This window comes from Burkholderia sp. HAN2018 (assembly GCF_024704855.1).
Taxonomy (GTDB): domain Bacteria; phylum Pseudomonadota; class Gammaproteobacteria; order Burkholderiales; family Burkholderiaceae; genus Burkholderia; species Burkholderia cepacia.
The window spans coordinates 1-18,213 of the sequence record NZ_QOBB01000156.1; the positions used below are offsets into that span (position 1 = coordinate 1).

General features: G+C 69.2%; 16 protein-coding genes. 3 read left to right on the plus strand and 13 right to left on the minus strand.

What is annotated here, in order from left to right:
* The 10 genes from DPV74_RS29045 to hutH form a co-directional block, all read right to left on the minus strand.
* On the minus strand, positions 1 to 493 hold a 493-nt coding region (locus DPV74_RS29045), incomplete at its 3' end, for an aminotransferase class III-fold pyridoxal phosphate-dependent enzyme (protein ID WP_119338429.1).
* 28 nt (positions 494 to 521) lie between these two features.
* Positions 522 to 1,859 (minus strand): glutamine synthetase family protein, encoded by a 1,338-nt coding sequence (locus DPV74_RS29050; RefSeq protein ID WP_027786942.1) that lies wholly within the window; start codon positions 1,857 to 1,859, stop codon positions 522 to 524.
* A 12-nt stretch (positions 1,860 to 1,871) separates the two neighbouring features.
* Positions 1,872 to 2,678, minus strand: a complete 807-nt coding sequence (locus DPV74_RS29055) for a gamma-glutamyl-gamma-aminobutyrate hydrolase family protein (protein ID WP_119338435.1) — start codon at positions 2,676 to 2,678, stop codon at positions 1,872 to 1,874.
* A gap of 766 nt (positions 2,679 to 3,444) precedes the next feature.
* A complete protein-coding gene (hutG, locus tag DPV74_RS29060) occupies positions 3,445 to 4,242 on the minus strand; it encodes an N-formylglutamate deformylase (protein WP_059682406.1) in 798 nt (265 codons plus the stop codon).
* A 60-nt stretch (positions 4,243 to 4,302) separates the two neighbouring features.
* A complete protein-coding gene (locus tag DPV74_RS29065; protein WP_059682403.1) occupies positions 4,303 to 5,679 on the minus strand; it encodes a formimidoylglutamate deiminase in 1,377 nt (458 codons plus the stop codon).
* An 8-nt stretch (positions 5,680 to 5,687) separates the two neighbouring features.
* Positions 5,688 to 6,911, minus strand: coding sequence for an imidazolonepropionase (gene hutI / locus DPV74_RS29070; protein ID WP_119338430.1), 1,224 nt, complete (start codon positions 6,909 to 6,911; stop codon positions 5,688 to 5,690).
* A 4-nt stretch (positions 6,912 to 6,915) separates the two neighbouring features.
* Positions 6,916 to 7,566: a HutD family protein gene (locus tag DPV74_RS29075; protein ID WP_119338431.1), complete on the minus strand. Its 651-nt coding sequence runs from the start codon at positions 7,564 to 7,566 to the stop codon at positions 6,916 to 6,918.
* Between the two features lie 2 nt (positions 7,567 to 7,568).
* Complete coding sequence (gene hutU / locus DPV74_RS29080; RefSeq protein WP_119338432.1) at positions 7,569 to 9,257, minus strand: urocanate hydratase; 1,689 nt, start codon at positions 9,255 to 9,257, stop codon at positions 7,569 to 7,571.
* Between the two features lie 38 nt (positions 9,258 to 9,295).
* On the minus strand, positions 9,296 to 9,991 hold the full coding sequence (gene hutC, locus DPV74_RS29085; RefSeq protein WP_119338433.1) for a histidine utilization repressor: 696 nt from the start codon (positions 9,989 to 9,991) through the stop codon (positions 9,296 to 9,298).
* Positions 9,992 to 9,995: 4 nt separating this feature from the next.
* Positions 9,996 to 11,519, minus strand: coding sequence for a histidine ammonia-lyase (hutH, locus tag DPV74_RS29090; protein WP_027786934.1), 1,524 nt, complete (start codon positions 11,517 to 11,519; stop codon positions 9,996 to 9,998).
* A gap of 213 nt (positions 11,520 to 11,732) precedes the next feature.
* Between hutH and DPV74_RS29095 the strand changes: the two genes are divergently transcribed.
* Complete coding sequence (locus tag DPV74_RS29095; RefSeq protein ID WP_119338434.1) at positions 11,733 to 12,665, plus strand: glutamate/aspartate ABC transporter substrate-binding protein; 933 nt, start codon at positions 11,733 to 11,735, stop codon at positions 12,663 to 12,665.
* Between the two features lie 21 nt (positions 12,666 to 12,686).
* Here the strand turns inward: DPV74_RS29095 and DPV74_RS29100 are convergent, their stop codons facing one another.
* On the minus strand, positions 12,687 to 13,442 hold the full coding sequence (locus DPV74_RS29100) for a 4'-phosphopantetheinyl transferase superfamily protein (protein ID WP_059587934.1): 756 nt from the start codon (positions 13,440 to 13,442) through the stop codon (positions 12,687 to 12,689).
* 183 nt (positions 13,443 to 13,625) lie between these two features.
* Complete coding sequence (locus tag DPV74_RS29105) at positions 13,626 to 14,666, minus strand: alpha/beta fold hydrolase (protein WP_027786931.1); 1,041 nt, start codon at positions 14,664 to 14,666, stop codon at positions 13,626 to 13,628.
* 202 nt (positions 14,667 to 14,868) lie between these two features.
* Between DPV74_RS29105 and DPV74_RS29110 the strand changes: the two genes are divergently transcribed.
* Together DPV74_RS29110 and DPV74_RS29115 are read left to right on the plus strand one after the other, a co-directional pair.
* Positions 14,869 to 15,810: a LysR substrate-binding domain-containing protein gene (locus DPV74_RS29110; protein WP_091925853.1), complete on the plus strand. Its 942-nt coding sequence runs from the start codon at positions 14,869 to 14,871 to the stop codon at positions 15,808 to 15,810.
* A 193-nt stretch (positions 15,811 to 16,003) separates the two neighbouring features.
* Positions 16,004 to 17,236 carry an MFS transporter gene (locus DPV74_RS29115; protein ID WP_027786929.1) on the plus strand — a complete coding sequence of 411 codons (1,233 nt, stop codon included), beginning with the start codon at positions 16,004 to 16,006 and terminating at the stop codon, positions 17,234 to 17,236.
* A gap of 135 nt (positions 17,237 to 17,371) precedes the next feature.
* On the opposite strand, the gene DPV74_RS29120 is transcribed toward DPV74_RS29115, so the two are convergent.
* Positions 17,372 to 18,213, minus strand: an 842-nt coding sequence (locus tag DPV74_RS29120) for a deoxyribodipyrimidine photo-lyase (protein ID WP_205571951.1), incomplete at its 5' end; no start/stop codon positions are given.

Here is an 18,213-nt window from a genome sequence, read left to right on the forward strand (position 1 = left end):
CGATCGTCGAGCCGTGGTAGCCGTTCTTGCGCGAGATCACGTACTTCTTCTGCGGCTGGCCCTGCACGCGCCAGTACTGGTGCACGAGGCGCAGCACGGTGTCGTTGCCTTCCGAGCCGCTGTTGCAATAGAAGAAGTGGTTGAAGCCCTTCGGCGTGACTTCCGCGAGCATCGCGGAGAGTTCGATCACCGGCGGGTGCGTGGTCTTGAAGAAGGTGTTGTAGAACGGCAGTTCCTGGATCTGGCGATACGCGGCGTCGGCGAGTTCCTTGCGGCCGTAGCCGACGTTCACGCACCAGAGGCCGGCCATCCCGTCGATGACCTTGTTGCCGTCCGAGTCCCACAGGTAGACACCGTCGGCCTTCACGATCACGCGGCTGCCCGCGCGGTTCAGCGCGCCCATGTCCGAGAACGGGTGGATGTGGTGCGCGGCGTCGAGCGCGCGGTATTCGGCGGTCGAATGCGGTGAGAAGGCTTCGTTTCGATCGGTCATGTGTCCTCCGGATAACGCTGCCGCACGCTCAGACGTGCAGCAGCAGATGCCTGCGCTCCCACGAGCTGATCACGCGGAAAAACGCTTCGTATTCGGTGTCCTTCAGCGCCAGGTAGGCCTTCACGAACTTGTCGCCGAGAATGCCGGCGAGCGGCGTGCACGCCGCCATCAGCGAGATCCCCTCCTCGAGATTGCGCGGCAGCTGGTACGGCAGGTTGTAGCCGTCCGACGCGATCGGCTCGGTCGGTGCGAGCTGCTGCGACAAACCGAGATAGCCGGCGGCGAGCGTCGCCGCGAACGCGAGGTACGGATTGCAGTCGACACCCGGAATCCGGTTCTCGATGCGGCGCGCCGATGCGCCCGACTGCGGGATGCGGAAGCCGACCGTGCGGTTGTCGTAGCCCCACTGCACGTTGATCGGCGCGGCCATGAAGCGCGACAGGCGGCGATACGAGTTGATGTACGGCGCGAAGATCGGCATCAGCGCGGGCGTGTACTTCTGCAGCCCCGCGAGATAGCTGTGGAACATCGGCGACACGGCGCCGTCTTCGCCCGAGAACAGGTTGCGCCCCGTGCGCGCGTCGGCCAGGCTCTGGTGGATGTGCATCGCCGAGCCGGGTTCGTCCTGCATCGGCTTCGCCATGAAGGTCGCGTACATGTTGTGACGCAGCGCGGCCTCGCGCACCGTGCGCTTGAACAGGAACACCTGGTCGGCCAGCGACAGCGCATCGCCGTGCACGAAGTTGATCTCCATCTGCGCGGCGCCGACTTCATGGATCAGCGTCTCGATATCGAGCCCCTGCATCTCGCAGTATTCGTAGATGTCCTCGAACAGTGAATCGAACTCGTTGACGGCCTCGATCGAATACGACTGCCGGCCGGTTTCGGCGCGCCCGGTGCGGCCGACCGGCGGACGCAGCGGCAGGTCCGGATCGGCGTTCATGTCGACCAGGTAGAACTCGAGCTCGGGCGCAACGACCGGCTGCCAGCCTTTCGCCTTGTACAGGTCGAGCACACGGCGCAGCACGTAGCGCGGCGAGATCTCGACCGGCGAACCGTCGAAGTGCACGCAGTCGTGAATCACCTGCGCGGTCGGATCGACGGCCCACGGAATCAGGCAGATCGTCGACGGATCGGGCACGCACACCATGTCGGGATCGGTCACGCCGGTCAGCGTGCCGTCCTCCGGATAGTCGCCGGTGACGGTCTGCACCATCACGGCCTGCGGCAAGCGCATCGATTCGCCGGATTCGAACTTGTTGCGCGGAATGATCTTGCCGCGCGCGATGCCGGCCATGTCGGGAATGATCGCCTCGACCTCGGTGATGCGGTGCTGTCGCAGGAATTCGCTCAGTTCGGGTTGCATGATCGGCCTCTATCAGTCGACGTCGGATGCGGCCGGCGACGGCATCGCGCCGCCGGCCGCATGAATGCGATGGGTCATGCGCGCGCGGCACGCCGCGCCGAATGCCGCGAAGATGTCGCGCGACAGCGGCTGTTCCGCGTAGCGCCATTCGGGATGCCACTGCACGCCGAGCGCGAACGCACGCGCACCGCGCACGCTGACGGCCTCGACCAGCCCGTCGGGCGCGCTGGCTTCAACGACGAGCCCCGCGCCGAGCTGCGCGATGCCCTGGTCATGCAGCGAATTGACCGTCGCTTCAGGTGCGCCGTGCGCGATCCGCTGCAGCAGGCCGCCCGGCGCGAACTGCACGACGTGCGCGGGGCCGTACTGCCGTTCGAGCGGATCGGCCGGCCGCTCGCGGTGATCGTCGAAGCCGGTCGTCGCGTGCAGCCGCTGATGCAGCGTGCCGCCGTAGGCAACGTTCAGCTCCTGCATGCCGCGACAGATCGCGAGTACGGGCACGCCCGCGTCGATCGCCGCGCGGATCAGCGGCAGCGCGGTCGCATCACGCGCGGGATCGTGCAGCGTGTCGGGCGCGCTCGCGGCACCGCCGTAATGATGCGGCTCGACGTTCGAATAACTGCCGGTCAACAGCAACCCGTCGACCGCCGCGACGATCGCATCGGCCGGCTGGCGCGCGCCGAGCGCGGGAAGCACGAAGGCAAGCACGCACGCGCCGTCGACGAGCGCGGCCAGGTACTTCTCCCCCGCCGTGTGGTTCGGATGCGCACCGCGCAGGATGCGGTCGGCGGTCACGGCTACGATCGGTCGCGCACGCATGGGTGTCTCTCCGGCAATCGCGCGCGACACGTTCGCACGCGGGACGATGAAGGTTCGCGCCGGCACCGCCCGCGCGCACCACGATGCGCCGCATGCCCAAACGCGATCCTGCCGCGCGGACGATGCGGCAACAGGCGGTGCGGCCCGGAACGGACGTGGAAAGGGACGCTAGGGCAACAACGATGCGCTGCCGTCGCACTGCACCGCGCTGAACACGCGGGCAGCCACGAGGTTGAAGCGGCGCAGGCCGCGACGGGAAATGGCGAAGAAACGAGGTTCGCGCAAAGAGGCGGCACGCGTGCCGCGATCAGCATGCCGGATCGGCCCGGCCTGAGGCGGCGCGCCCGCCGACGGACTTCGCGTCCGGCGTATCGAAGGGCTGGCGGCTTTCACGATCGTACTCGACTGACGGATGAATGCAGGACACGTGTCGCGATGAAGCGCATGCGGCAATGCCGCGCGGCGACACGTCGGCAAGGTGTCTCGCCGCGCATTCCGGTGCGGTGCGGCCACGTTCGATGGCCCGCCGCCGGTGCGCGCGTGACGACTTCCTGACATTCAGCTTATATCACCCAAAAATTGCGTCAAATTTTCAGGTGCGGATGACGACATCGATCAGACGAAACCCGGACGAAAAAAAACGGCACCGATCTCGTGGATCGATGCCGTGTTGTGCATTGCATCGGTGCGGCACGCTGCGTGCCGGCGGGCCGGCGGGCCGTCACGCACCTGCTCCGCCGCGCTGCCGCATCCGCGCGGCCCGGGTTCAGCGATGCGCGAGCGCGGTTTCGACGAGCGTCTGCAATAGCGGCACAATCCGCGCCGCACGCGTTTCGTCGTACGCGTAGGGGCGCGTCTCTTCCATGTAGGTGATCTGCGAGAGCTCGAGCTGCACGGCCTCGACGCCCGTTTCGGGCACGCCGTAGTGGCGCGTGATGTAGCCGCCCTTGAAGCGCCCGTTCGCGACGGCCGTATAGCCGCCATGTTCGAGCACGCGCGCGGCGAGCGCCTCCGCCAGGCCCGGCGCGGCACTTGCACCGCTCGACGTGCCGAAGTTGAAGTCCGGCAGGCGGCCGTCGAAGAAGCGCGGCACGTGCGAGCGGATCGAATGCGCTTCCCACACGAGCACGCGGCCGTGCTCGCGCTTCAGGCGTGCGACCTCGCCTTGCAGCGCGTCGTGATACGGCAGCCAGTAGCGATCGCGGCGACGCATGATCTCGTCGTTGCCGGGCAGCGCGTTCGCCGGATACAGCGGCGCCTTGTCGAACGTATCGACCGGCACGAGCCCCGTCGTGTCCTGCCCCGGGTACAGGTTCTCGTTGTCGGGCGGACGGTTCAGGTCGACGACGTAGCGCGCATGCGACGGCACGAGGATCGATGCGCCGAGGCCGGCCGCGAAGCCGTACAGGCGTTCGAGATGCCAGTCGCAATCGTCGACGAAACGCGCGTCGGCCGTCATCGTCGCGGCGATGTCGTCGGGGATGTGCGTGCCTGCGTGCGGAATCGAGATCAGCAGCGGCAGCGTGCCCTGCTTCAGCGTGAATACAGCCGGTTGTTCAGTCATGTCGCATCACCGTTGAAAGTCTGCCGGCGCACGCAGGCGGCGCGCGCCGGTTGCCGCGCGTCAGCGCAGCAGTTGCGCCAGCGCGGCGCGGTAGTCGGCATACGCGACGGCTTCGTCGCGATGGCGGCGGCCGCTCACGACGCGCTCGCCGCCCGTGTAGACGTCGAGCACCGGCGTCTCGCCGTGCTCCGCGAACACGATACCCGACAACCACGACGTGCTGTCGTGTTCGGCGATCGCCGGATGATCGGGATCGAGCACGAGCCAGTCGGCGCGGCACCCTTCGCGCAGCGCACCGACGCGCCGCCCGCTGGCCTGCGCGCCGCCCGCGAGCGACGCGTCGAACAGGCGATCGGCGACATGCGCCTGCGTGTCGCTCGCCAGCACGTTGCGCGCGCGGTGCACGAGCCGTTGCCCGTATTCGAGCAGGCGCAGCTCGGCACGCCAGTCGACCGACGCGTGGCTGTCCGAGCCGACGCCGATCACGCCGCCTTGCGCGAGATAGTCGACGGCCGGGAACACGCCGTCGCCGAGGTTTGCCTCGGTCGTCAGGCACAGGCCGGCGACCGCGCGACGCTGCGCGAGCGCGGCCGTTTCAGCCGCGTCGACGTGCGTCGCGTGCACGAGACACCAGCGTGCGTCGACATCGAAGCGATCGAGCAGCCATTGCACGGGGCGCGCACCGTAGGCACGCACGCAGTCGTCGACTTCGGCCGTCTGCTCGGCGATATGGATATGCACGGGCGCGTCGTCGGGCAGCCCGTCGAGCAGCACGCGCAACCCGTTCTCGGACACCGCGCGCAGCGAGTGCGGCGCGACGCCGTAGCGCAGCCCGCCGTGCTCCGGCGCCGCGCGACGCATCGCGTCGAGCAGCTCGAGCAGGCCGTCGGGCGTATTGATGAAGCGGCGCTGGTCGTCGCGCGGCGGCTTGTTGCCGAAGCCGGCGAACTGGTACGACACGGGCAGCATCGTGATGCCGATGCCGGCCGAGCGCGCGGCGTCGACCACGCGCGTGCCGAGTTCCGCGATCTGCGGATAACGCGAGCCGTCCTGCGCGTGATGCACGTAGTGGAATTCGCACACCGACGTATAGCCGCACTTGAGCATCTCGACGTACAGCCAGCGCGCGATCGCGGCGAGCGCGTCGGGCGTGATCTTCAGCGCGAAGCGGTACATCAGGTCGCGCCAGCTCCAGAAGCTGTCGGCCGGATTCGCGCGGTATTCGGTGAGCCCCGCCATCGCGCGCTGGAACGCGTGCGAATGCAGGTTCGGCATGCCGGGCAGCACCGGCCCGGCCGCACGCGCGACGCCTGCCGGGGCGTCGGTGTCGGGCGTCACGCCGGTCAGCGTGCCGGCCGCGTCCCAGCGCAGCAGCACGTTACGGCGCCAGCCGTCGGGCAGGTACGCATGGTCTGCAAACAACAGGGTGTCGGTCATAAGGCTATCTATCCATTCATCCGGCGAAACACGGTCGTGCCGCCGCGTACGACCTGCTCGCACAGCGGCCGGCCGATCCAGTAGGCGAGCTCCGCCAGCGAGCCGACCGACCATGCGGCGAAGTCGGCCTGGCGACCGACCTCGAGCGCACCGTGGCGATCCGCGCGGCCGAGCGCCGCGGCCGCGTGGCGCGTCACACCCTGCAGCACTTCGGGCACCGTCATGCGGAACAGCGTGCAGCCCATGTTCAACGTCAGCAGCAGCGATTCGAGCGGCGACGTGCCGGGGTTGTGATCGGTCGCGAGCGCGATCGGCACGCCGTGCTTGCGCAGCAGCTCGATCGGCGGCAGTTGCGTCTCGCGGATGAAGTAGTACGCGCCGGGCAGCAGCACGGCGACCGTGCCGGCCGCCTTCATCGCCTCGATGCCGGCTTCGTCGAGGAATTCGAGGTGGTCGGCGGACAGTGCCCGGTAGCGGGCGGCGAGCGCCGTGCCGCCCGCGTTCGACAGTTGCTCCGCATGCAGCTTCACGGGCAGCCCGCGCCGCGTCGCGGCTTCGAACACGCGCTCGGTCTGGGCGAGCGAAAAGCCGATGCGTTCGCAGAACACGTCGACCGCGTCGACGAGGCCTTCATCGGCCAGCGCCGGCAGCATCCGGTCGCACACTTCGTCGATGTATTCGTCCGCGCGGCCCGCATATTCCGGCGGCAGCGCATGCGCGCCGAGGAACGTCGTGTAGACCGTGACCGGGAAGCGCTCGCCGAGCTGGCGCGCGACACGCAGCATCTTGCGTTCGCTCGCGAGGTCGAGCCCGTAGCCCGACTTGATCTCGATCGCGGTCACGCCTTCGGCCAGCAGCGGCTGCAGCCGCGCGGCGGCCTGCACGAACAGCGTCGTCTCGTCGGCCGCGCGCGTCGCGCGCACCGTCGACACGATCCCGCCGCCCTGCCGCGCGATCTCCTCGTAGCTGACGCCCGCGAGGCGCTGCGCGAATTCGTCGGCACGCGTGCCGCCGTACACGAGGTGCGTATGGCAGTCGATGAGGCCCGGCGTCACCCACGCGCCGTGCAGATCCTCGCGCCGCCAGTGGGCATAACCGTGCGGCAGCGCGGACATCGCGCCGAGCCAGGCGATCGTGCCGGTTTCGTCGACGGCGATCGCCGCGTCGTCGATCGTCTCGTCAGGATGGCCGTGCGGACACAGCCTCAGGTGATGCCAGACAGTCGGTTTCATGCGTTCAGTCTCGTTCGCCGATGGCGAGCGACACGGCGAGCAACGCGCCGCTACCGCTCACGACGACGTCAAACGCACGCCGCGGCCCGTCGAGCCGCAACGTGTCCATTTCTTCCAGTGTGTAGCGCGTGCCGTCGATTTCAACGGCGACCTCGCCGGTCGCGCAAAACAACAGCACGGTATCGGCATGCCCGATGCGGTGCGCGCCTGCGCGCCACACGTCGAGCGTGCCGCGCGCGGCCGAACGGCGCGTCATCAGGTTGAAGTCGCGCGTCGCACCGTCGTGCAGCGTCGCGTCGATCGCCGCCTCGCCCGCGAAATCCGCGCGGGCCAGCGGTGCGTCGAGCACGTGGCGTGCGCCGCCTTCCTCGGCGAGCGTCATGCCCGCGCCGGACAGCAGCACGAGCGTGCGGTCGACGCCGTCGAAACGCGAGAACGGGCCGTCCGTGCCGACGTCCGCGACGCTCACGCGCCACGCGAACGCGTCGAGCGCGGCGCCCGGCGGCGCCCCGAAGGAAGTCCCCTTGGGGGAAAACGCCGCGATTTCGCGCGTCACGCCGCCGCCGTTCTTCCACGGCGACGCGACGAGATCCGCTGCGCGGATCACCGCGGCGGCCAGCGTCGCGTTCGCCGGCGCCTGGTGGAGCGCCGTCATGCTCAGCGGCCGAGCATCGGCAGCTTCAGGCCGGCTTCGCGGGCCGTCTGCTGCGCGAGTTCGTAGCCGGCATCCGCATGGCGCATCACGCCCGTCGCCGGGTCGTTCAGCAGCACGCGGCCGAGACGCTCGTGCGCTTCGGCGGTACCGTCGGCGACGATCACGACGCCCGAGTGCTGCGAGAAGCCCATGCCGACACCGCCGCCATGGTGCAGCGACACCCACGATGCGCCGCCCGCGGTGTTCAGCAGCGCGTTCAGCAGCGGCCAGTCGCTCACGGCGTCCGAACCGTCCTTCATCGATTCCGTCTCGCGGTTCGGGCTCGCGACCGAACCGGTGTCGAGGTGGTCGCGGCCGATCACGATCGGGGCCTTCAGTTCGCCGTTCTTCACCATCTCGTTGAACGCCTGGCCGAGGCGATAACGATCCTTCACGCCGACCCAGCAGATCCGCGCCGGCAGGCCCTGGAACGCGATGCGCTCACGTGCCATGTCGAGCCAGTTGTGCAGGTGCGGATCGTCGGGGATCAGCTCCTTCACCTTCTGGTCGGTCTTGTAGATGTCTTCCGGATCGCCCGACAGCGCGACCCAGCGGAACGGGCCCTTGCCTTCGCAGAACAGCGGGCGGATATAGGCCGGCACGAAGCCCGGGAAGTCGAACGCGTTCTCGACACCCATTTCCAGCGCCATCTGGCGGATGTTGTTGCCGTAGTCGAGCGTCGCCGCGCCGCGCTCCTGCAGCGCCAGCATCGCGCGCACCTGGACGGCCATCGACTGCTTCGCGACCTTCACGATGCTCTGCGGATCGACCTTCTGCGCTTCGCGCCATTGCGCGACGGTCCAGCCTTGCGGCAGGTAGCCGTTGATCGGGTCGTGCGCGCTCGTCTGGTCGGTCACGCAATCCGGCGTGATGCCGCGCGTGACGAGTTCCGCGAACACGTCGGCCGCGTTGCCGAGCAGGCCGACCGACACCGGCTTGCCGGTGCGCTTCGCTTCCTCGATCATGCCGAGCGCCTCGTCGAGCGTCGTCGCCTTCTTGTCGACGTAGCGCGTCTTCAGGCGGAAGTCGATGCGCGTCTCGTCGCATTCGACCGCGATCATCGAGAAGCCGGCCATCGTCGCGGCCAGCGGCTGCGCGCCGCCCATGCCGCCGAGGCCGCCCGTCAGGATCCAGCGGCCCGACGGATCGCCGTTGAAGTGCTGGTTCGCGACCGAGAAGAACGTTTCATAGGTGCCCTGAACGATGCCCTGGCTGCCGATGTAGATCCAGCTGCCGGCCGTCATCTGGCCGTACATCATCAGGCCCTTGCGGTCGAGCTCGTGGAAGTGGTCCCAGTTCGCCCAGTGCGGCACGAGGTTCGAGTTGGCCAGCAGCACGCGCGGCGCATCCTTGTGCGTGCGGAACACACCGACCGGCTTGCCCGACTGGATCAGCAGCGTTTCGTTTTCCTCGAGATCCTTCAGCGACGCGAGAATCTGGTCGTAGCACTCCCAGTTGCGCGCCGCGCGGCCGATGCCGCCGTACACGACGAGCGCATGCGGATGCTCGGCGACTTCCGGGTCGAGGTTGTTCTGGATCATCCGGTAGGCCGCTTCGGCCAGCCAGGTCTTGCAGACTTTCTCGCTGCCGCGCAGCGCGCGGATCGTGCGCGTCGGATCGAGACGGGGATCGATGTGTTTCGGATGGTTCATGACGACTGCTCCCGAGGGAAATGAATATCAAATAGGAATCAGAAATGCCCGGTGAAGCGATAACGGCTGCCGGGATGCCACAGATTCGCCACCGAGGCGACGACGCCCTGCGACCAGGTGCGCCGATGTAAAACCAGACACGGCTCGACGTCGTCCATCCGCAGCTGCTCGCGCCGCTCCGGCGCCGGGGCCGCCGCTTCGATCCGGTACTCGACGCGCTGCAGCGGAGCCGCGCGCATCAGGTACAGGTTCGGCGTCGTGTTCGTGAAATCCTGCTCGGCGTAATCCGGCGCGACCGCCGGATTCACCCACCGCTCTTCGAGCTGCACCGGCTCGTCGTTCTCGAAATGCAGCACCTGCGAATGAAACAGCTTCGTGCGCATGGCTACCTGCATCTCGTCGGCGAGCACCTCGTCGGCGCGGATCGTGTCGAGGCCGAGCACGCTCGCGCGATACGCATGCCCGCGCGCGCCGACCTCCTCCGAGATGCTGCGGATCGCCACCAGCGTCGACTCGTACTTCGGCCGCGCGACGTAGGTGCCCGCCCCCTTCATGCGCGTGAGCACCTGCTCGGCCGTCAACTCGCGCAGCGCGCGGTTGACGGTCATGCGCGCCACCTTGAACTCGCGCGCCAGCTCGTTCTCGGACGGCACCTGGTCGCCCTCCTCCCACTCGCCTGCGTGGATGCGGGCCAGGATGAAATCCTTGATCTCCTGGTAGACCGGCGCGCTCATGGGCTTACTGTTCCGACGCGAACGAGAACGGCGCGACCTTCGCGAACGCGCGCTCGCCGACCAGCTTCGCGATCACCGCGATGTCCGGTGCGAAGTAGTGGTCGAGCTCATAGTGCGCGACCTTGCCGCGGATCGTTTCCATCACCGGCGCGAGCTTCGGGCTCGTGTGGTGCGGCGCGCGCAGGTCGACACCCTGGGCGGCGGCCAGCAGCTCGATCGCGAGGATGTGCTTCGTGTTGTCCGCGATGTCGGCGAGCTTGCGTGCGGCGAACGTCGCCATCGACACGTGGTCTTCCTGGTTCGCCGAGGTCGGCAGCGAGTCGACCGACGCCGGGTGCGCGAGCGTCTTGTTTTCCGACGCGAGTGCGGCGGCCGTCACGTGGGCGATCATGAAGCCCGAGTTCACGCCGCCGTCCCGCACGAGGAACGGGGGCAGGCCCGACAGCGTCGCGTCGATCAGCAGCGCGATGCGGCGTTCGGCCAGTGCGCCGATTTCCGATGCGGCCAGTGCGAGGTTGTCGGCCGCGAACGCGACGGGCTCGGCGTGGAAGTTGCCGCCCGACAGCACTTCGCCGGTATCCGGGAAGATCAGCGGGTTGTCCGACACGGCATTCGCTTCGATCAGCAGCACGTCGGCCGCGTGACGCATCTGGTCCAGGCACGCGCCCATCACCTGCGGCTGGCAGCGCAGGCTGTACGGGTCCTGCACCTTGTCGCAATCGCGGTGCGACTGGTTGATCGGCGAGCCTTCGAGCAGCTCGCGATACGACGCTGCCGCGTCGATCTGGCCCTGATGGCCGCGCAGTTCATGAATGCGTGCGTCGAACGGCTTCACCGAGCCGGCAGCCGCGTCGACCGACAGCGCGCCCGCGACGAGCGCGGTGCGGTACAGGTCTTCGATCGCGAACATGTTGTCGAGCGCGAGCGCGGTGGATGCCTGCGTGCCGTTCAGCAGCGCGAGGCCTTCCTTCGCCTGCAGCGTCAGCGGCGCGAGGCCCGCGACGCGCAGGCCGTCGAGCGCGCTCGCCCGCTCGCCGCGGATGAACACTTCGCCGACGCCCAGCAGCACGGCCGACATGTGCGCGAGCGGCGCGAGGTCGCCCGATGCGCCGACCGAGCCCTTCACCGGGATCAGCGGCAGCACGTCCGCGTTGAACAGCTTGATCAGCGCGTCCATCACTTCGCGGCGGATGCCCGAGTGGCCGCGGCCGAGGCTCGACAGCTTCAGCGCCATCAGCAGGCGCACCGACGACCGTGCCATCGGCTCGCCGACGCCGACCGCGTGCGACAGCACGAGATTCTTCTGCAGCAGTTCGAGCTGGTCGTGCGGGATGTGCGTGCTCGCCAGGCGGCCGAAGCCCGTGTTGATGCCGTAGGCCGGCTCGCCCTTCGCGGCGATGTCGGCGACGGCCTTCGCGCCGGCGTCGATCTTCGCGAAGCTGGCCGGATCGAGCGCCAGCTGAACGGATTCGCGTGCGATCTGGCGCAGTTGCGGGAGGGTCAGGTGGCCGGGGGTCAACGTAATCATGTGAGCAATCCTGTCTAGACAAGTTCGGAGTGGTTTGAAGTGTAGCCACCCGAACTTGTCTAGACAACCCGTTTTTCACCGATTTCGACTCGGGAGTTTCCCTGATGCCCGGTGTGGCCCGCCGGACCGGTCGGCGGGATCCGGCTCTTAACATATGTTGCAATTATTTTTTCTTTGGCAACATACGAATCACCACTCGCCACGGAGCCCGTCATGCCCATCCCGCCCCGTTTCATCGCCTGGTTCATCGCCCGCTTCGGCCGCCCCCTGCTCTTCGCCGCGTGCGCACTCGCATGCGGCGCCTCGTTCGCCGCGGAGCCGCTCGCCGGCACGCTCGAGAAGATCCGGCAAAGCAACCTGATCTCGATCGGCCACCGCGAAACGTCGGTGCCGTTCTCCTACGTCGACGCGAACGGCAAGGTCATCGGCTTCTCGCAGGACCTGTGCGACCGCGTGATCGCCGCCGTGAAGGCGCGCATCGGCAAGCCCGACCTGCAGGTGCGCTTCATCCCCGTCACGTCGCAGAACCGCATCCCGCTCGTGCAGAACGGCACCGTCGATCTCGAATGCGGCGTCACCACGAACCTTGCGGCGCGTCACGCGCAGGTCGCGTTCTCGACCACCTTCTTCGTCGCGACGACGCGCCTGCTCACGCGCACGAGCTCGGGCATCCGCGACTTCCCCGACCTCGCCGGCAAGACGGTCGTGACGAACCAGGGCACGACGTCCGAGCGCCTGCTGCGCAGGATGAACGAGGAAAGGAAGATGAACATGCAGATCATCAGCGCGAAGGACTACGGCGAAGGACGCCTCACGCTCGAATCGGGCCGCGCGGCCGCGTACATGATGGACGACGTGCTGCTCGCGGGCGTGCGCCAGCTCGCCGCGAAGCCGGCCGACTGGCAGATCGTCGGCACGCCGCAGTCGTCGGAGGCCTACGGGTTCATGCTGCGCAAGGACGATCCGCAGTTCAAGGCGCTCGTCGACGGCGTGCTCGTGCAGTCGATGAAGCGCGGCGAGATCGATGCGCTGTACGACAGGTGGTTCATGAAGCCGGTGCCGCCGAAGGGGCTCGCGTTCGACTTCCCGATGAGCGACGTGATCAAGGCGCGCTACGCGGCACCGAACGACGCGCCGCTCGAATGAGCGCCGCGCGCTGACGCCGGCTCACGCACGCGTCCACGCAATGCACGCCGCGTAGCCGGGCGCCGCGTCGAGCCACGCCGCGTCGAACGCCGCGACGCCGGCGGCGGGCGCGGCCGGCTCGACGATCGTCGTCGCAGGGGTCGCGACATCGCGCGGCGGCACGACCGCGAACGCTCGCAACCCGCCGACGATGCCGGTGCCGAGCGCCTTGAGCAGCGCTTCCTTCGCCGCCCACACGCGCATGAACGCCGCCGCGCGCGCGGCGGGCGACACGCTGTCGAGCCACGCAGCCTCGGCGGGCGCGCAGACTTCGCGTGTGAGCGCACGCCAGTCGGCCGCGCGGTCGCAGCACTCGATATCGACACCGACGCGGCCCGCGGGCGCCCACGCGAGCAATGCGTGATCGCCCGCATGCGACACGTTGAAATCGAGTGACGTCCGATGCGCGGGGGCCGGCGACGGCCGCCCCGATGCGTCGACGACGATCGCGACCGCATGCGGCGCGACACCGAGGGCCGCGCCGAGCACGTCGCGCAGCGCGGCACGCGTCGCGGCGCTGCGTACCGCATCCTCGTGACGCATGAAGCGCGCGGCGCGCGCGCGCTCGTCATCGCTCAGCGCCGCATAGGCCGGCGACGCGAGCGGCACGCTCCAGTCGAAATCGATACGCGCGACCCGCACACCCGCGCGTGCCGCGGCGGGCGGCACATCGAGTGCGTGCACGCGCCAAGCGCGGGCGGTATCGGCCGGAGAAGCGGAATCGGACGGAATGGACATCGGTGCGCAGCAGCCTGTGCCGTGAAAGGAAACGCCCGATGTTAATCGATCGCGGCGGCGCTCGAACCGGCTTGTGTGCGACTCGCCGCGGCCGCATCGAACCGGGGCGGCTTCATGTGCCGCTTGCGAAGGCCGCGCACGGCAGCACGCCATGCCCGCGACGCACCGGGCAGCCGCCGCGCCTCACCCGTTCGCGGCGACACCCGGCACGCCGCTGCCCGCCCCTCGCCCGCGCGACGCCGGGTGAAGCGCATGCACGTGGCCCGGCGCATCGGCCGGCAGCACGCCGTGCTGCAGCCAGTACAACGCGAGCGGCCACAGCGTGTCGGTGAAGCGGCTGTGGAAAAACGCGAAATGGCCGATCGCCTCGACGCCGATATCGGCCGGCGCGATCCGCAGATGCGTGACGTCGCTGCCCGTGTAGTAGCCGACCAGCCGCTCGATTGCCTCGACCGTGCCGAACCCGTCGTCGTCGAGGCCGATCGCGAGCATCGGCGCCGACAGTCCCGCGAAGCGGATGGGCAACGCGGCGCGGCTTGCGGCGGGTTCGGCGAGCAGGCCGCGCGTATAACCATCCTCGAAGCGCGCCTGCGAGCGCACCCACGACAACGCGACGCCGCGCGGCGTGTCCTCCATCCAGCCGAGCCGCTTCGCGGGCACGTAGCCGAACACGGCCGCGAGCAGCGGCATCGCAACATGCCACTTCCACCACATGCGCCGCCGTTCGGCCGGCAGGTAATCTCGCCAGTACGCGTACTGCGCGCCGACCGTCACCGCGTGCCGCACGTGTGCGTTCGATGCCGCGAGCCCGAGCGCGAACCCGCCGATGCTGTGCGCGACCACGTCGATCGGCTGGCCCGGAAACGCGTCGCGCGCGTACCGCAGCGCGGCGTCGCAATCGAGCCGCCCCCAGTCGAGCCAGTTCGCGCGCAGCTTCGCGAGCTGCGCCGGGCGCGACCCGCCGATGCCGCGATAGTCGTAGACGAGCACGTCGCGCCCCTGTGAAAACAACCAGGCCGCGAAACGAAAGTAGTAGTCGCAACGCACCGATGTCGCGCAATTGATGACCGTCACGGGCCGCGCGGCACTGCCGCCGCGATGGCGCCATACATGGCCGCGCAATTCGTAGCCGTCGGCCGCGCGCAGCGTCACGGGCTCGGGCGGCAATGCGCCTGCCGCACGGCTGCCCTGCGTCGTCCCGCTGCTTTCGTTCGAAATCGTCATCGAGTCTCCTGTCGGTCCGAGTTAGCGCTTTAGCGCTTACTCGGACCCCATGCTTCGCGGTCGGTCCGAGTTGCCCCTTCAGCGCTTACCCGAACCCCATGCTTCGCGGTCAGCCCCGCGCTCCCCGCGCCAGCCTCCATTGAACTTGACGCGCCCCGCGTTCTCAACCAATCTTGCTGCTCCGTTCGCATGAGTCACGCGCATGTCAACGCCACTCGTCCGTCTCCCGTCGCTCGACCTCGTCCGCGGTTTCGTCGCCGTCGGCCGCCGCATGAGCATCACGCTCGCCGCGCAGGATCTGTGCGTCACGCAATCGGCGGTCAGCCGCCAGGTGCACGCGCTCGAAGCGCATCTCGGCGTCGCGCTGCTGCAGCGCGGCTACCGGAAGATCGCGTTCACGCCGGAAGGCGAGCGGCTGTTTCGCGTCGCCGATGCGGCCCTGCACGGCCTGCAGGACACCGTCGCGTCGCTCGCCGCCGCACGCGAGCGCCAGCCCGTCACGATCACCGCGAGCATCGGCGTCACCGCGCTGTGGTTGCTGCCGCGGCTCGGGCGGCTGCAGGCGCGCCTGCCGGAGATCGACCTGCGCGTCGCCGCGAACGACAAGGTACTCGATTTGCGCGCCGAAGGCATCGACCTCGGCGTCCGCTATTGCCCGCGCGACCGCGCGCCGGCCGGCGCGCTGCACCTGTTCGACGAGATCGTCGTGCCGGTCGCCCATCCCGCGCTCGCCGCACGCCCCGTCACGAACGCGGCCGCGATCGCCGACCACGTCCTGCTCGAATTCGACGGGCCGCCGCAGCCGCAACTGCAATGGCGCACGCACCTGCTCGCGGCCGGGCTCGGCGACGCGCGCCCGAAAGGCGTGCTGCGCTTCAACCAGTACGACCAGGTGATCCAGGCCGCGATCGCGGGCCAGGGCGTCGCGCTCGGGCGGCTCGCGCTCGTCGCGCCGATGCTCGCGGACGGGCGGCTCGCGGTGCTCGGGCCGCACACGCAGGCGCTGTCGGAGGCGTACGGCTACTGGCTGTTCCAGCACGATCCGGCACCACGCCGCGAAGTCGCCGAAGTCCGCGACTGGATGCTCGCCGAAGCAGCCGAATGCGATATCGCGATGCGTGCGCACGATACGGCGTCGGCATAGGCCGAAGCCGGAGCCGGTTCCGCGAATGCCGCCGGCCGCGGCCGGGCACGCCCGCCCGATCCCCCGCGCGCCCTTCGTCGCATTCCCCACACGCATGCCAACCTGACCGAATGATCGCTTGAGCGTCGATGGGCCCGATCGTCTAATCGGATCGAGCGCGGCCGTTTTGCCGCGCCCCCTTCCGGAGACACGCATGACCCCGATCGAACAGGAAGTCCGCCGCCGCTGGCTGCCCGTACTGGCCGGCGGCCTGATCATGGGCGCCGCGCTCGGCATCCGCCACGTGCAGGGCCTGTTCCTCGCGCCGGTGTCGCTCGATCACGGCTGGTCGCGCGAAGCGTTCGGGCTCGCGCTGGCGTTGCAGAACCTGATCTGGGGCGTCGCGCAGCCGTTCACGGGCATGATCGCCGATCGTTTCGGGTCGCTGCGCGTGATCGTCGCCGGGATGCTGCTCTATGCGGCCGGGCTCGTCACGATGGCGCACGCGGCGACGACCGGCATGTTCACGGTCGGTGCCGGGCTCGTGATCGGCATCGCGTTGTCGGGCTCGGCGTTCGCATCGATCTACGGCGCACTGAGCCGCCTGTTTCCGCCCGACCGGCGCGGCTGGGCGCTCGGCGTCGCAGGCGCGATCGGCGGGCTCGGCCAGTTCTGCATGGTGCCCGTCGCGCAGGAACTGATCGGCGGCATCGGCTGGCGGCATGCGTTCATCGCACTGGCGCTCGTCGCGGTGGTGCTCGCGCCGCTCGCCGTGCTGCTGCGCGACCGGCCCGCGCAGGTTGCCGGCGCCGCCGCCGGCCCCGACCAGTCGATCGGCGAAGCCGTGCGCGAGGCGTTCGCGCATCGCGGCTTCTGGCTGCTGAACGCGGGCTTCTTCGCGTGCGGCTTCCAGCTCGCCTTCATCGCGACGCATCTTCCCGCGTACCTGCTGGATCACGGGCTGCCGGCACGCCACGCGAGCGTCGCGCTCGCGCTGATCGCGCTGACCAACGTGGCCGGCACCTATGCGTGCGGCCATCTCGGCGGGCTGCTGCGGCGCAAGTACGTGCTGTCGGTGCTGTACCTCGTGCGTGCGCTCACGATGGCCGTGTTCGTCGCCGCGCCGCTGTCGCCCGCGAGCGTCTACGTGTTCGCGGCCGTCATGGGGTTCACGTGGCTCGGCACCGTGCCGCTGACGAACGGCGTGATCTCGCAGGTGTTCGGCGTGCGCTACATCGCGACGCTGTTCGGCTTCGTGTTCTTCGGGCACCAGCTCGGCAGCTTCTTCGGTGTCTGGCTCGGTGCGCTCGTGTACGACGCGACGCATTCGTACATGCCGCTGTGGATCGGCTCGATCGCGCTCGGCGTACTCGCGGCGCTGCTGCACCTGCCGATCAACGACGCGCGCGTCGCGCGTCCGGCAGCGGGCAACGCGGCGTGGGCATGATCCGCGCGGCACTGGCCGCCGGCACGCTCGCGTTCGTCGCGTGGTGCGGCGCGGCCTACTTCGATTCGGGCGTCGCGTACGCGCTGCTCGAACACGCCGCGTTCTGCAATTGACGCGGCAACCCGGAGCGGGCGGTCAGCGGCGCTTCGGCAATGCGGCCAGCGCATCGAGCGCGCGGGCACGCGCGGCCGCATGCTCGACGAGCGGCTCCGGATAGTCGACGCCGAGCCGCACGCCTGCCGCTTCGAGCTCCAGCGGCGAGGCCTCCCACGGCGCGTGGATCGATGCGGCGTCGAGGCCGGTCAGCTCGGGCACCCAGCGCCGCACGTACGCACCGTCCGGGTCGAACTTCCGCCCCTGCGCGACCGGATTGAAGATGCGGAAATACGGCGCGGCGTCGGCACCGCAGCCGGCCACCCACTGCCAGCTCGCCGCGTTGTTCGCGGGATCGGCGTCGACCAGCGTGTCCCAGAACCACGCTTCGCCCGCGCGCCAGTCGATCAGCAGATGCTTGATCAGGAACGACGCGACGACCATCCGCACGCGGTTGTGCATCCAGCCGGTCGTCCACAGTTCGCGCAGGCCCGCATCGACGAGCGGATAGCCGGTCAGCCCGCGCTGCCACGCGCGCAGCGCGGCGGGATCGTCGCGCCACGGCATCGCATCGAACTGCGCGCGGAAGTTGTCGGTCGCGAGTGCCGGAAAGTGGTACAGCAGCGTGTAGCTGAATTCGCGCCAGCCGAGTTCGCTCAGGAACTTGTCGGCGCCGGCCGCGCATGCCGCGCCGCCGGCCTGCGCGGCGCCCTGCACCGCGTGCCACACCTGTCGCGGCGACACGTTGCCGAAGCGCAGGAACGGCGACAGCCGGCTCGTCGCGGGCCGGTCGGGACGGTCGCGCGCATCCGCGTAATCGGCGAGCGAGGTCGTCAGAAACGCGTCGAGCTGCGCGTGCGCGCCGCCTTCGTCGGGCGCGGGCC